The sequence below is a fragment of the bacterium genome (assembly GCA_021372615.1).
Classification (GTDB): domain Bacteria; phylum Armatimonadota; class Zipacnadia; order Zipacnadales; family UBA11051; genus JAJFUB01.
On the sequence record JAJFUB010000121.1, the window covers coordinates 98018 to 112292 of the forward strand.

Annotated in this window: 10 protein-coding genes; 7 read left to right on the plus strand and 3 right to left on the minus strand. The window is 68.7% G+C overall.

The window, feature by feature from the left end:
- Window positions 1-72: 72 nt before the first annotated feature.
- Window positions 73-4764 (minus strand): hypothetical protein, encoded by a 4692-nt coding sequence (locus LLH23_18050; GenBank protein ID MCE5240372.1) that lies wholly within the window; start codon window positions 4762-4764, stop codon window positions 73-75.
- Between the two features lie 213 nt (window positions 4765-4977).
- On the opposite strand from LLH23_18050, the gene LLH23_18055 reads away from it, so the two are divergent.
- The gene (locus tag LLH23_18055) at window positions 4978-5505 is read left to right on the plus strand and encodes a hypothetical protein (GenBank protein MCE5240373.1); all 528 of its coding nucleotides are present in this window, start codon (window positions 4978-4980) and stop codon (window positions 5503-5505) included.
- 345 nt (window positions 5506-5850) lie between these two features.
- On the opposite strand, the gene LLH23_18060 is transcribed toward LLH23_18055, so the two are convergent.
- Window positions 5851-6498, minus strand: coding sequence for a response regulator transcription factor (locus LLH23_18060; GenBank protein MCE5240374.1), 648 nt, complete (start codon window positions 6496-6498; stop codon window positions 5851-5853).
- A gap of 157 nt (window positions 6499-6655) precedes the next feature.
- Here LLH23_18060 and LLH23_18065 point away from each other — a divergent pair, with 157 nt between their 5' ends.
- Window positions 6656-7147, plus strand: a complete 492-nt coding sequence (locus LLH23_18065) for a hypothetical protein (protein ID MCE5240375.1) — start codon at window positions 6656-6658, stop codon at window positions 7145-7147.
- A 20-nt stretch (window positions 7148-7167) separates the two neighbouring features.
- Here LLH23_18065 and LLH23_18070 read toward each other — a convergent pair whose 3' ends face one another.
- Window positions 7168-7623 carry a GNAT family N-acetyltransferase gene (locus tag LLH23_18070; GenBank protein ID MCE5240376.1) on the minus strand — a complete coding sequence of 152 codons (456 nt, stop codon included), beginning with the start codon at window positions 7621-7623 and terminating at the stop codon, window positions 7168-7170.
- A 99-nt stretch (window positions 7624-7722) separates the two neighbouring features.
- Here LLH23_18070 and LLH23_18075 point away from each other — a divergent pair, with 99 nt between their 5' ends.
- From LLH23_18075 to LLH23_18095, 5 genes are all read left to right on the plus strand, one after another.
- Window positions 7723-8724 carry a GNAT family N-acetyltransferase gene (locus LLH23_18075; protein ID MCE5240377.1) on the plus strand — a complete coding sequence of 334 codons (1002 nt, stop codon included), beginning with the start codon at window positions 7723-7725 and terminating at the stop codon, window positions 8722-8724.
- A gap of 11 nt (window positions 8725-8735) precedes the next feature.
- Window positions 8736-9677 (plus strand): CHAD domain-containing protein, encoded by a 942-nt coding sequence (locus LLH23_18080; GenBank protein ID MCE5240378.1) that lies wholly within the window; start codon window positions 8736-8738, stop codon window positions 9675-9677.
- A gap of 1 nt (window position 9678) precedes the next feature.
- Window positions 9679-10284, plus strand: coding sequence for an RdgB/HAM1 family non-canonical purine NTP pyrophosphatase (gene rdgB, locus LLH23_18085; GenBank protein ID MCE5240379.1), 606 nt, complete (start codon window positions 9679-9681; stop codon window positions 10282-10284).
- A complete protein-coding gene (locus LLH23_18090) occupies window positions 10271-11389 on the plus strand; it encodes a glycosyltransferase (GenBank protein MCE5240380.1) in 1119 nt (372 codons plus the stop codon). Before rdgB ends, LLH23_18090 begins: the two co-directional genes overlap by 14 nt.
- 197 nt (window positions 11390-11586) lie before the next feature.
- On the plus strand, window positions 11587-14274 hold the full coding sequence (locus LLH23_18095; GenBank protein ID MCE5240381.1) for a hypothetical protein: 2688 nt from the start codon (window positions 11587-11589) through the stop codon (window positions 14272-14274).
- Window position 14275: the final 1 nt, after the last annotated feature.

Below are 14275 nucleotides of genomic sequence, written 5' to 3' on the forward strand. Positions count from 1 at the left end.
GCGCCATAGCGGCGCAGAAGTGTAGCGACTAGTGTCGCGTCGGCGCGCGCCCCCTTGTGCCTAGGCGGCGGCTCAGTACGCGAACCCCGCCACCATGCCCTTGGCGGTCGTGATGACCACCTGAGGCTTTCCGCCGGCCGTCACGCCCATGATCTGGTTCGGGGTGCCGTCCACGTGGCCCCGCAGCGTGGTCTTGCCCTGCGCCCCCAGCTGCAGCACATCCCCGTTCTCCAGGCCGACGATCAGGGCCGGCGCGCCCTGGCTCGTGACCGCCTTCAGCACCGTCGCCGCCACCGGCAGCCGCACGGACCACAGCTTCTTGAGCTGGCAGTCCAGGACCACCAGCAGCCCGGCCGAGGTCGCCACGATGACCTCCTGCTTCCCATCCCCGTTGAGGTCCATGATATCCAGGTCGCGCAGGTTGCGGGTGGGGATCGGGTCGCCCGGGCCGAACTGCGCGTTGTATAGTGGCGCGCCGTCCTCGTCCCACACCGTCACGCGGTTCCAGATGCCGTTGATCTCCGAGACGGCTTCCTTCTTGCCGTCGCCGTTCAGGTCGGCAATGCACAGGTGGTCGCGGCTCATGTTGGCCCAGCCGCCGACATAGGTATGCCCGGCCGGGACGCCGTGGAACGAGTAGTGCAGGTCCATCTTCTTGTTGTTCAGCACGTACACCGCGTGCGATTCCGTCGGCTCCTTGGCGAAGAGCAGATCAGTGCTGCCATCGGCGCGGGGGTTGAGCCAGAAGTGACTGCCCGCACCCCAGAAGGCCGGCAGACGCTTGACCAGCTTGCCCTGCTCGTCCACGATCTCCAGCGTGCAGGCGCTACCCAGGAAGCACTGCTCCTGGCCGTCGAGGAAGACGCCGCTGCCGAGGCCATAGATGCCCGGGTGGGCGCTCTTGAACCAGTACTGCTTGGCCGCCTCCAACACCGCCGGGTCCATCTCCGACACGAAGGTCCACTTCCGCTGGCCCAGCTCGTCGAAGGCGATGAGCTTCTCATCCACGCAGCCCGCCAGCAGCAGCTTGGGCTTGTCCCACCAGTGCAGGTTGCGGATGTTGCCGTCCGTCTCGAAGCGCCGCACCGGCTGCCCCTCGGGGGTGAGCACATGGATGACCTTGTCCGTGGCGATCGCCAGCAGCGGGCCCTGCGAGCTGTTCATCTGCACGATCGAGGAGGCCTTGGCGCCCACATTGGCCTGCAGCGCGGGTGCCCAGGCGGCGCCCTCGGGGGTGACGGGGCGGTTGGCCTCGGCCAGGGCGGCCGTGCGGGCCTGCTGCCCCTGCTGCAGCAGGGCGGCGAGGGCCGCAGCGTTGTCCGTCGCGGGCTTCGCGCCGGTGATCTCGACCCGGCCGGCCTGCAGCGTGACGGTGGTCAGGCCGTCGGCAGTTGTCGTTGGCAGCGCCTGCCCGTCGGCCATCAGCTTCGCCCCGGCCGCGAGGCGCAGTTGCAGCTTCGTATCGGCGGCCGTGACCACGCACAGCTTGCCGCCGGCGAAGTCCCAGTCCGCGTTGACCGGCTGGTCGGCCTGCAGCACTGCCTCCTGCAGGCCCGCCGAGGTCATGTCATGGCCGTAGAGATGATCGGCCGCGAGGAGGGCCAGCTTGGCCCTGTTCTTCTGGAACTCGCCGACGCTGGCAACGCCGGGGGCGGGGAGGGACAGCGCCGCGGCGTTCGGCGCGATCTGCAGGCACGCCAGCGGCGGCTGGCCTTCGGCGCTCTGCGCCAGCAGATAGAAGGCAGTGCGGCGCCCGTCCTTGTGCACCGGGCCCTGCCAGTTCATCGTGATGGTCCCGCCGCCTGTCGTCCCCTGCACGTCGCCGGGGCGCAGTTCGAAGTACGAGGCGGTGCCGGCGCTGACGGCCTGTGGAGTCTTGAGGCTCAGCCCGCGCAAGGCCATGTTCATGAGGTCCACGCCGGGATGAGGCCCGATGACCTCGACGCGCAGCACATGCTGCCCCGCAGTGAGCTTGACCTGGCCCAGCGAGGTCTGACTCTCCACAATGCCATCGGCGTAGCCGTCGAAGTCCTTGCCGAGCGGCTTGCCGTCCAGGCTGAAGCGCACGACGCCGCGGTCTTTGTAGCTGAGGGTGTCGGCGAACAGCTCGCCGCTGACCTCGTTGGCGACCGTGAAGGGCATCTCCAGCCACTGCCCCGGCTGGCGACCACGCAGGAGGACCGCGCCGTAGCCGTCGAGCAACGCGATCATCTCGGGCGTGGGCGGATTGGTGGTGCACTTGGCTTCCGGCGCGCGCCACAGCACCCACCCGGGCAGGTTGACCGCCGAGCCGGGGGCCTGCACCCGCACCGCCTGCTCCTTGGGATTCCACGCCCCGGAGACGACCTGCCATAGCGTCGAGACCTTCATGTTCTGGCTGTCTTCTGCGAAGGTCAGGTCATCCACGATGAGCCCGTACTTGCCGGTGCGGTGGACGAGGGTGCGCTGCCAGGCGCAGAAGGGCATGTTGGGCACTTCGCCCACGGCGGTGGCCATGGGGCCCACGACGTCGCGGTAGCGCAGGGCGCCATCCATCGGCACCTGCGGGGACACCATGCCGTCGGCGCTGGTGAGCACCTGGTTCATGTAGCCCTGCAGCAGCGTGCGCCCGTTGAGACGGTATTCGAGCACATCGTAGGTGTGATACGGGTTGCGCGAGGCGCCGTTATACCCGTCGAGGAGGATGAAGTCACCGCCGGCGTCGGGCGCGCTGCGGAAGCTGCCGTTGAGGAAGGACTCGTCGAGCTTGAAGCCGGTGCCGCGCCCCTGCCACATGGGCTTGGGTATCGGGTTGATGGTCCACTTCCCGACCAGGTCCAGCGGCATCGCGGGCTTGATGGTCTCCTCCGGCCAGAATGACTGCCCCAGGCGGAAGACGTTCGTGTCCATCCCGGTGCGTTCGCGGTAGGTGATCCAACGGCCATCGCCCGTCAGATACGCGGCCTTGTTCAGGAAGTCCAGTGCGGCCGAGCTGAGCGCCCAGTCCGGAATGCGGCCGGAGATCAGGGCCTCCTGCCCGCGGAGCAGTTGCTGCAGCACCCCGTTCTCCAGCGGCTTGCGGTCGCCACTGAGGATCATGTACGTCAAAATCGGCGCCATCCCCGTGTTGTACCAGAAGAGGTTGTCCGACTCGCCGCTCACCCAGGCGTGCTGGTGCAGCGAGCGGAAGTGCAACTGCCCGGCCAGCTCGGCGTGGGCCCACAGCGGGCTGGGGTAGTACTTGTTGAAGTACCGACCAAGGGTGTAGAGCGCCAGGGCCGACCACTGCCCATGGCGCGAGCCGACCGCGCCCGGCGTGCTGTTGAGGCCGTACGTCCCCTTGTCCTGGGGGTGGTTCAGGCGTCGGGCGAAGGCGTTCGTGACCTTCAGCCGCTCGGCGTCGGTGAAGGCCGGGCTCTCCTCGATGAGGTCCCAGAACAGGATCAGCATCATCGCGTTGTAGTGGTACGGCCCGGCCAGCGGATCGCGCTTGTTCTCGATCCGCTCCTCGTCAATCTCGGAGATCTCCTTCATGGCCTGGGCGTCGGGGAAGGCCAGGCGGATGACCTCGCGGGCCTGGAACGGGTCGCCGGTCATGTAGTACATGGCCATGCGCTTGCTGATGCTGTTCCAGCCGAAGTAGCCGACGGAGCCATAGCCCTTGGACGCCTCCCAGGTGTCGTAGCCGTTCTTGAGGTCCGGTCCCGTGGGGGACTGGAGACCCTTGCCCAGCTTCGTCTCCATCAGCCAGCCGAGGCTGAGCGACTTACCCGCGGGCCTGGCGGCCTTGAGGAGCCGGGTCAGGGCCTTGGCGCCCTCGGCCAGACCCACCTCGTCGCTCGCGCCGACGAGAACGGCGCTGAAGCCGTTGCCGTACGGGTTGTGCAGGGAGCGAAGCGAGTAGCCCTCCGGCCCCGGGTACTTCAGGTCCATGAGGCTGTAGTAGGTATCGTAGAGCCCGCAGGAGGTCTTGCTTGTCGAGCGATTGCCCAGCACGATGAGGTTGCCGACGAGGGGCACCGCGGCAGCGGGGTCGGTGTCCCTGATGATCGGCACCGCGACTCCGGTCAGCCCCTTGATCTCTCTTGCGATGGCCTGTGCGGCCTCCTGGCAGGCCTGGCTGCCATTGCTGACGATGCCGATGGCGGGCTTGCCGTCCTGCACCAGCGGAATGGTCGGGTGCATGTCCTTGAGCTTGTCGTACACCGGCGGGACGGGCGGCGGCGGAGGTGGGGGCGGGGGCGGCGGCGGCTCAATGCCCGACACAACTCTCACGTCACTCACCATCACTTTCGGCGTGGGGTCACGGTGGCTGTACAGGTAGATCTGGGCCCTCTCCGTGCCGGGCGGCGCGAAGCCCTGAGCCGTCACCTCGTCCCAGTCGGCCGTGACGCCGGTGCCGAGCGGCACCTGGGTGAACTGGCCGGAGGGCAGGAAGCGGAACTGCAGGTACGCGCCGCCGGCGGGCCGATCGGCGAAGCAGCGCGTCTTCACGCGCACCTCGTAGCCCAGCCCCGGCTTGACGTCAAAGGTCTGCGTGATGCCGATCTCGGCCGCGGGGTCCTGGTCGTCGAGGATGACGGCCTTGCCCTGGGGGGCGATGCTGGCCCGTGCCTTGTCCGTGCCGGCGTACTGCTGCCAACCCACCGGCAGGCCGTTGGCCTGGCCGCCCTGGCTGAAGTCGCCATTGGCGATGGGCACAGGGGTGAGCGGCGCCGCCTCCACGGCGGAGAGCCCGACGATCATCATGACGAGTGGCAAGGCAAGGCGCACGGAATCGGTCACGGGGGGCCTCCACGTGGGTCGTGTCGCTTGGGTTGATATGTGCATGATGGCAACTCGGGGCGCAATAGTCAACCGCGCCCTGGGCGCGCCATGACGCCTGGCGCCTGCAGGGCGGGTGAACGCTTTTGCCGATTTCTTACCGAATGCGTCTGAGGCGACAGCTTAGAATATAACGTTGCTACCTTTGGTTGCTCATGCCATAGAGGGCTGCTGATGAAGCTGAGACATGTCATGCTGTGTCTGGCCCTGACGGTCGCCGCCGCTCACCTGGTCGGCTGCAGGCCGCCAAGCGGCGGGAGCGGAACGGCCGCCGCATCTCGCACGGTCCGCGTGCTCGCCTACATCAATGTCAGCAGCGGGTGTCAGCAGGCAACGGTGGACTTCCTCCAATCGCTGCCCGCCAAGTACCCGGGGGTGCAGGTAGAGCTAGTGGACTTCGGTGATGGTGGCGCGGGTGCGGCCCGCTGGGAGCAATCGGGCCTCAAGTGCATGACCCTGGAGATCAACGGTCACTCCATCGTGAAGTTCCCGGTAGACGGCGCGGCCAAGGTGATGGCGTTCCGCGCCCCGGCCGGGCTCTACTGGACCCACGAGGACCTGACGGCGGCGGTGCAGGCTGCCCTGCAGGGGACGCTGAAGCCGGCCACGGAGGAGGAGTTCCTGAGCGGGGGTGGCTCGGCGCCCAGCGAAGGCGACCTGCGCCAGTACCAGTCACAGCACAAGCCGCCGGCGCGGCAGTAGCCTCACGGGGCAGCAGCACGAGATCAGACGGCCCGCCAGAGCGGCGGGCCGCTGTGTTCCAGGGGCAGACTGTGGGAAAGGTGGCCGTGGCGAAATACGTAGAACTACGTACACAGAATACGCATCAATGCGCATTGGCCGCCAGCCGACACTATGGTTTACTACTTGTGATGAGCGTGAAACGGCGGTGCGGTAGCGGGGGGAAGCCCCCCGTGGCTTCCGAGTTTCGGACCTGGGCAGGGTACCGAAAGATGTCATCCGGGGGGCATTGATGAGCAGCCGCTATGCGGCTGTTCATCTTTTTCTGCCAGCACTTTGCCCGCCCCCTCTCCCTGTCGGCCCCGCCTAGCGGTCGTCTGACTCCAGGTTCAGGAAGAACCGCGCCAGCTCCACCTCGTTGTGTAGCCCCAACTTCTGCATCGCGCGCGACCGATGCGTCTCGACCGTGCGGCGACTGATGAAGAGCTGCCTGGCAATGTCGGCGCTGGTCCGGCCGGTGGCCGCCAGGCGGATGATCTCAGCCTCGCGCTCGGTGAGCTGGTCCAGCTTGCGCTCCTCCGCGCTGGGCACCCCGTCCACATAGGCCGCGTAGGCGTGCTGAGCCAGCATCGGGCTGAGGTGCTTCTCGCCGGCGACAGCCGCGCGGATGGCCCGCACCAGCTCCTCCGCGTCCTCCTCCTTGTTCACGAAGGCCATGGCTCCGGCTTGCATCGCCTCGCGCACGCGGGCCTCGGTGGCCTGCCCGGACATCATGACCACCGGCACCTCCGGGTGCAGGCGCCGGACCTGCTCGAGCAGCCCCAGACCCGCCGCGCCGGGCACGTACAGGTCCAGCAGCAGCACGTCCGGTCTCAGCTTCTCCAGCAGCGCCAGTGTCTCGGGGGCGTTGGCCGCCTGCCCGACGATGTCAATGTCCTGCTGTCCGTCGAGCAGCAGGCACAGACCGTACCTCACGATCTCATGGTCGTCGGCACACAACACCCGGATACCCATCGTGATCCCTATGCGTGCAAGAACTGCCCCCGAGCACGCCCGATTCTACAATCCTCGCCTACATCCTTCAACCCCAACGTGCATGCAGCCCTGGGCCGGCAGGCAGGAAACGACCGTCTCGCCGCGAAATGTCCCTACCACGCGAGGAGTATGGAACATGAACCAGGGCTGCCTGAAGGCCTTTGCTATCGTGCTGCTACTGCTCGGGGTGCTGCTGGGCTTCCTGGGGCTGGTCTTCGCTATCGCCCCGGGGCGGGCCGGCACTGGACTCGTCATGCTGGTGCTCGGCATCGCGATCATCGGCTTTGCGGCCACCCGCCTGAAGGCGATGCAGGCGCTGTCGCCGGAGGGGGTGGAGCAGCAGATCACCCGCGTGGCGGCGGACTCCAACGGCGACCTCACCGTGGGCGCGCTAGCCGGACAGACCGGGCTGCCCGATAGCGCCGTGCGCGACGGCCTCCAGCGCCTCCTGGACAAGGGCCTGGCCAAGATCGAGTTGCGGGACGGCGTAGAGCACTACGTGTTCGCCGGTCTCAAGCAGGAGAAGATGATCAAGAAATGCCCGTACTGCGGCAATGAGTACCCCGTGAGCCAGGCCGGGCGGACCTGCCCCTCGTGCGGGGGCAACCTGGAGGTTCGGCCCCAGTAGCCACGCCCCGGAGGGCGAGCCTAGACGGCGCGGCCGAGCAGGCGGTAGTCGCGGTTCTCGGCGAAGCCCCGCTTGCGGTAGAAGGCATAGGCCGGAGCGTGGCGGTTGGCGATCAGCTCGATGTGGGTGAGTCCCCGGCGCCGGTAGTGGTCCAGCACGTAGTCTAGCAGGGCCGAACCGACGCCCTGCGCCTGGCACTCCGGGGCCACCGCGAATTCCTCGATGGTGGCGCGCACGTCCGCCAGGCTGCTGCAGAGGATGAACCCCTGCAGGACGCCATCACGCTCGGCCACGAAGCACTCGTGCGGGAAGAGCCGCAGCACGTCGTGGATGATCCGCGCGGCGGTCGCTTCATCCCAGGCGCCGCCGTAGCAGGGGGCAGACACGTAGGCGCGCTGGTACAGGCGCGCGCAGGCGGGGACGTCCGCGGCCAGCAACGGCCTGATCGGCACAGCCGGAGACGAGGGTGCGTTCATGGCGGGACACGTGCCTCCGCAGATTCGTCCTTGCATCCCCTAGTGCACCCTGTGCTATCCTAGCAGCCAGGGCGCACACCCAGCACAGACGGAGTTGTCATGAGCACCGAGATCCGCGGGCTCAAGGAGTCCGAGCTGCCGGACCACAGCCGGCTTGTCCACCAGTCATACTACGAGTACGTCGCCAGCGGCGAGCGCACCTTCCTGGCCGACCCCGAATGGTGGCTGAAGGGAGCGCAGGCCGATCCGTACTACCGGCCGGAGCAGACCCGCGTCATGGTGATGGACGGCCGCCTCGTCGCGAGCGTGACCAACTACACGCGAGATGTCTACGCCGACGGCCGCATCGCCAAGGTCGGGTGCATCGGCAGCGTCTGCACTCATCCCGAGTACCGCCGGCGGGGGCTGGTGCGGCAGGTGCTGGCCGAGTCCATCGCGTGGATGGAGCAGAACGACTACCACTGGTCCTTCCTGTTTGGCAAGGAGGATGTGTACGGCGGCAGTGGTTGGCGCATCGTTACCGCGTTCGAGTTGATCGCTGACCTGCGCCTGCGCGGCGACGCTCCCACGGACGCCCAGGTCAGGCCCGCCGACCCCGAGCAGGACGTGGCGACGCTGGCCAACATCTACGAGCGCTTCAACCGCACCATGACCGGCCCCATCGTGCGGACCGAGGCGTACTGGCGGCAGCGCGTGCTGCGCAGCCGCTTCGGTCGCACCCCGGCCTACTACCTCGTGGAGTTGGGCGGCTTTCCCATCGGCTATTTCGCCGGGGCGGACGGTCATGTCAACGAGATCGCCTGGCTAGACGCGCCGGCCCACCTCTTCGCCGCCATCCTCAGCCGCTGGTCGGGCACGCCCATCCGCTTCCATTGCTTTGTTGCCGACATGGTGCGCTACCTGCGGCAGATCACGGAAGTCCCAACGGCCGCGGCCCAGGCAGAACACGCCGGCGGCCTGACCTTGCCGGAAGTCTACAAGGGGCTGTGGCGCTACATTGGCGATAGCTGCCGCTGTTTCCCGGAGATCGCCGACACAGACAGTCTGCGACGTTTCCTGCGGCAGCACGAGTACAACTTCTGGGGCGTGGACGGTTTCTGAGGCGAGACACATTGCCCAAGGCTTGGGTCGCTGACAACCTCCGTCCCGACATGCCGCTCGGACAGGCAGCGGCGCTGACCCTCAGCGTCAAGCTGCCGGAGGTCATGCACTACGAGAGTGCGGCCCGGGCCGGCAAGGTCTCGGGTATTCACGACATGCGCGTGGCCGCCAAGCGGATGCGCGAGGCCGTGCGGATGCTGCGGCCGGCCTTCAGCCGGGAGGCCCGCCGCAAGCTGCTGCCGGTGGTCGAGGAGCTGAACGACGCCCTGGGGGAGGTGCGTGACCGGGACGTGCTGCGCCAGGCCTTCAAGCGGATGCTGCAGCACGACCCGCGCCTGGCGGACCTGCAGGCCGTGCGGCGGCGCCTCGCCAAGGAGCGGCGGTCCCACCACGCTCGGCTCCTCAGTGTCCTGGACGGACTGAAGCAGAGCGGCTTTGGCCGCAGGTACGCGCGGCTGATGACGGAGCTGGAGCAGCAGGAGCCGTCACCCGGCGGGGCCGTGGTGGCCCAGTTCGCGGCGGAGGCCATCGGCTCCCGGCTGCAGGATGTCACGGACAACCTGCACGCCATCACCGGCCGGTACCAGTGCGATCGGTTCCATCGGCAGCGCATCCGCGTCAAGCGGCTCAAGTACGCCCTGGAGCCCTTCCTGCCGCTCCTGCCGCCCGAGGCCGACGAGCTCTACGCCCTCGTCAGCGATCTGCAGGAGCTGATGGGCCTGATTCATGACGTGGATGTGCAGCGCGAGGTGCTGACGGTGTGGGTGGCGGCGCACGGGCTCAGCGAGGGCCTGCGGCGGGCCCTGCAGCAACTGGCCCGGGAGCGCGCGGGCCTGCTCACGCAGACGCGCGGGCACCTGCAGCAGATGCTCGCCCAGGACTGTGAGGGCCGCTTGCAGCGGGCCCTGCAGGACCTGGCGGACGCCAGCCCAGCCCCGCAGGTGGCAGGCTGACATGCTGGGCCGCTGCCGGCGCCGTCTGCTCGTCGCCTCCGGCAATGCGGGCAAGGTGCGCGAGATCGCGCTCCTACTGGCCGACTTGCCCCTGGAGGTCGTCGGTCTGGGCGCCGTGCCGGACATGCCCGAGCTGCCCGAGCCGTATGACACCTTCCACCAGAACGCCGCGAGCAAGGCCCAGACCGCGGCGGCGGTTGCTCGCTGCTTCGCCCTGGCCGACGACTCGGGACTGCAGGTGCCGGCGCTGGGCGACCGACCGGGTGTGTATTCCAGCCGCTACGCGCCGACCGATGCAGAGCGTATTGCACGGCTGCTGGAGGAGATGAGCGGCCTGACCGGCGAGCAGCGCCGGGCCCGCTTCGTGTGCGTCGTCGCCCTGGCGGATGACGCGCGACTGCTCGGCCTCTGGGAGGGCGTCTGCGAGGGCTTCATCGCTGAAGAGCCCCGCGGCGCGGAGGGCTTTGGTTTCGATCCGGTGTTCCTGTATGGCGACCGGACCTTCGCACAAATGACTGCTGCCGAGAAGAGCCGGGTGAGCCACCGTGGCCAAGCCCTGCGCGCCTTCCGGCATGGCCTACCTGGACTGCTGAATGAGTGTGTCTGAGAATCTGCCTAAGCTGAGAGTACTACAAGTCATTACGGCGCGCCGGTTCTATGGCGCGGAACGCGTACTGGTGCACCTGTGCGAGGGGCTGCGCGAGCGCGGCCACGAGGTGTGGGTGGCCTGCAAGCCCAACGAGGACGTCGAGCGGGAGCTACGCGACATCGGCATCACAGTTTTCTCGATGCCCATCGCCGGCAAGGTGAACCCGGTCGCGCCGTTCCGCCTGGCGGGGCTGGCCCGCCGCCTGAAGGTGGATGTGATCCATACGCACCTGTCCAGCGCCAGCCTGTGGGGAAGCGTCGCCGGGCGCATGTTGGGAGTGCCTGTCGTCGCCGAGGTGCATGCGCTCAACTCGCGCCGCTGCTTCATGTTGGCCAACCGCATCGTGACGTGCAGTGAGGGCGTCCGGAGACACCTGCTCCGGCTGCGGGTGCCGGCCGAGCGCATGGACGTGCTCTACAACGGGCTCCCCTCGCGCCTGTTCGAGGGGCTCAAGAGCCGGGACGAGGTGCGCCGCGAGTTGGGGCTGCCGCTGGACACGCCGGTGATCGGCGCTGTGGCCCACCTGGCGCCCAAGAAGGGCCAGCGTCATCTGCTGGAGGCCGTGCTGCTGCTGCGCGCGCGCTTCCCGAACCTGGTCTGTCTGTTTGTAGGCGAGGGCGAGACGTTCCTGGAGTTGGAGGAACTGGCCGAGCAGATGGGCGTGCAGGACGCGGTCCGCTTCCTGGGCTTCCGGTCCGACGCGGTGCAACTCATGGTGGGGCTCGATGTCGTGGTGCTGCCCTCGGTGGCCAAGGAGGGTCTCGGCGTCGCACTGATCGAGGCCGGGTTCCTGGGCAAGGCGGCGGTCGCCAGCGACTGCTCGGGCATTGATGAAGTCATCGTAGATGGCGAGACCGGCCTGCTGGTGACGCCCGGCGATAGCTGGGCGCTGGCCGATAGCATCGCCAGCCTGTTGCTGGATCCGGCACGCGCCGCACGCCTCGGCGCCGCCGCCCGCGAGCGGGTCAGCGGGCTGTTCACCATGGGGGCCATGGCGCGGCGCGCCGAGGAGATCTACTACGAACTCCTGCGCCGCCACCACCGTCTTCCCCGGATCACGTGATTCCTCGGCCCTGGGGCGGGGCCGGGTTGAGCACCCCTTGAGCATAGGTTCAGGGCCAGTTTACCTGGCTGATGCAGAATCCATACTAGCCCACCGTTCCGGCGACGCCTACCGTCGCGTCACGGCGGAGGACGGCGGTCGGTGCGGTGGGGGTGCCGCTTGGCGGGCAACACCCGGGCGGCCGCGAGGAATCGCCAATGAACTGGGTTCAGTACCTGGGTCGGGCCCTGTTGGCTGTTGGCGTCATCGCCATCGCTGCGTGGGCGACCGCCAACAAGCTCATAGACATGCCGGTCCACGTCTTCTGGACCGGCATCCTGTCCTATCTGGTGGCGGCCGAAGTCGGGTGGACGCTCGCCGAACGCCACGCCAACAGCAGGCAGCAAGCCCTGCCACGCCGCGGTCTGCTCAAGCTCACCCGCCAGGATCGCCCGAGCCCCGTGCTGCCGCGTTGGTTCGCCCAGGGGGGGCGCGTGCGGCTGTCGGATGTGGTTGCCCGGCATGACAGCCAGCGCGAGGCGCTGGCCGCCGTGCAGACCGTCGTGATGGCGCGAGTCTCCGGGCCGCGCCTCCACCTGCTGGCCGGCGCGCCCGGCAGCGGCCGCAGTACCTTCCTGTACCGCCTCGGCCGCGCCCTCGTGGAGGCGAGCCAGGAAGTCTTCCTCGTATTGCCCACGCCGGAGCTGCTGGCCCTTGAGCAGGTTCTCCAGGCGGCCAAGCGCGGCCAGACATACCTGCTTGTGGACGATCTGGACCTCCGTCCCGAGGCCGAGGAATGGCTGTACGAACTCCAGCGCTTCGGGCTGCCGGTTGTCGTCGTCGCCACCATCGCACCCGCCGCCGAGGCGGCACGCGAGGGGCTGGCGGCGGCGCAGCCGGTCTCCCTGGTCAGCCAGGCCACGGTGCATGACATCAGCGTGGCTCACGGCGACGTCGTGGCCCTCTCCCGCAAGCTGGGGACAGAGGGTGATCTGCAGCGTGTGGGGTTGTCGCTGGAGGAAGTGGACAGCCTGCTGACGGCCAGCCGGGCCCTGCGCGGCAGCGACGGGCACCGGGGCCTCTGGCACGATCTCGACCAGGGCGAAGGGCTGCCCGCCGAGGGCAAGCTCATGGTCGCCCTCGCCGGCTGCGCCGAGATGGGCTTCCCTGAGCCCCTGTGGCTGAAGCTGTTCGGGGCCGGTAGCCTGAGCCGCTGGCAGAAGGCCAGTCTGGTCGCCAGCGACAACTCGTTGGTTCTCCCCCCCCATCGCCTGGCGTGTCTGGAGCACCTGACCGATGCCGGCGCCGACAGCCCGGCGGTCGCGGCGGCGCTCGCGACGCTGTGCCGTGAGTCAGTGGCTACTGAGCCGGCCTTTGCGGCGCGTCTGCTGGGCGCCCTGGCGCGTCTGCCGGAGACCCGGGACCTCGCGCGGGCCCAGATGGAGCAGGTGCGAGCCGCCGGCGCGGCCGCAGAGGCGCCGGCCGCCGTGCAGCGGCTGTGGCACCGGGCCCTCGACGCTCTGGACATGCTGCCGGCCGATGCCGCTCTCTCCGATTACCCACCCGAGATCAACCTGCTTGTCCACTCGGCGTTCGCGCATCAGGCCTACGCGCGCATGCTTGAGTTGGCCGGAGGGCTGGGCAGCAACCCCGTCTACGGTAGCGCCGCACACTACGACACGGCCCTGGCGCTGGCGCACCTGGGGGAGCTGGGGCGCGCCGAGGGCGAACTGGACGCCGTGCAGGGCGGAGTAGTGGGTGCGCAGTACCTGCGCGGTGTCCTGGCCGAGATGCAGGGCGACGTGGTGCGGGCGCTCGACGCCTACGAGGCGTCACGCAAGGCTGACGAACTGCAGCTTGCCAGCACGCGCGCCCTGGCCTTTGCGTATGTCAAGGCCGGGGCGCCTCGCTCCGCCATTCCGCTGTTCGAAGCCCTGCTGGCCTACCACCCGCGCGAGGCCGAGCTGTATGCGGGCCTGGCGGTGGCCCACCTGCTGGCCGGCACAGCGCAGCGCGCCGCCGCCCAGAGCGCGCGCGCCATCCAGGCCGGGGTGGACCCGATCGAGGCCCGTAAGGCTGTCGCCAGAGCCTGCGCCGGGGTCCACGCCTACAGCCGCGTCGCGCCCGAGTTGGAGGCGTGCGTCTCCTACGATGAGACTGACATGGAGGTCTGGGAGGGGCTGGCGGTCGCGTGCCGCTGGCTGGGACGGTTTGCCCGCGAGGAGGAGTGTCTGCGCCGGCTACAGAGGCACGACCCGCAGAACGAGGAGCACCGGCTGGAGATGGCGCGGTGCCAGCGCGACCTGGGCCGCGGCAGCGAGGCCTACGAACTGCTACAGCCCCTGCTGGCCGGCGAGAGCCCGGACCTGAGGGCCCTCTTGCTGGCGGTCGAGGTCGCGGCTGCCGGGAGGGACCAGGACACGCAGCGGGCCCTGGCTCTGCGCGCGCTACAACTGGGCGATGACAGCGGGTGGAGCCAGTTCTGGCTCGGCGACAGCCGGCCGGAGCTCGATGAGGAAGCCCGCGCCGCCTATCGGACGGCCATCCGGCAACTGCAGCACCAGGTTCAGGAGGGCGCGACCCCGCGACAGACGGCCACCGTCTGGCAGGCGATCTACCTGGCTGCGGCCCGCCTGCAGGACACCGACCTGGCCGATCAGGCGCTCCGCAAGGCGACACAGGAGGCGGCGATCTGCGAGGCGCTGGGCGCCGAGATCCACTCCATCGCCCACCGGCGAGCCGTGCCGCCGGACGTCTTCCTCGATAGCCTGCCGCCCCATGACGTCCCGCCCTCGGCGCCACCCGCCGTCGAGCCACAGGCTCCCGACAAGCCGAACGTGAAACCCGTGACGGCGCCCACGGAGTCCAGCACGATCCGCAACCGTCGCCTGCGCGGCAATAGCTGAC

Bases quoted from the DNA above. Each gene is read 5' to 3' on its own strand.
- rdgB (MCE5240379.1), top strand. From the start codon at position 9,679: ATGCTGGGCCGCTGCCGGCGCCGTCTGCTCGTCGCCTCCGGCAATGCG.
- LLH23_18075 (MCE5240377.1), top strand. From the start codon at position 7,723: ATGAGCACCGAGATCCGCGGGCTCAAGGAGTCCGAGCTGCCGGACCAC.
- LLH23_18060 (MCE5240374.1), bottom strand. From the start codon at position 6,498: ATGGGTATCCGGGTGTTGTGTGCCGACGACCATGAGATCGTGAGGTAC.
- LLH23_18065 (MCE5240375.1), top strand. From the start codon at position 6,656: ATGAACCAGGGCTGCCTGAAGGCCTTTGCTATCGTGCTGCTACTGCTC.
- LLH23_18090 (MCE5240380.1), top strand. From the start codon at position 10,271: ATGAGTGTGTCTGAGAATCTGCCTAAGCTGAGAGTACTACAAGTCATT.
- LLH23_18055 (MCE5240373.1), top strand. From the start codon at position 4,978: ATGAAGCTGAGACATGTCATGCTGTGTCTGGCCCTGACGGTCGCCGCC.
- LLH23_18070 (MCE5240376.1), bottom strand. From the start codon at position 7,623: ATGAACGCACCCTCGTCTCCGGCTGTGCCGATCAGGCCGTTGCTGGCC.
- LLH23_18095 (MCE5240381.1), top strand. From the start codon at position 11,587: ATGAACTGGGTTCAGTACCTGGGTCGGGCCCTGTTGGCTGTTGGCGTC.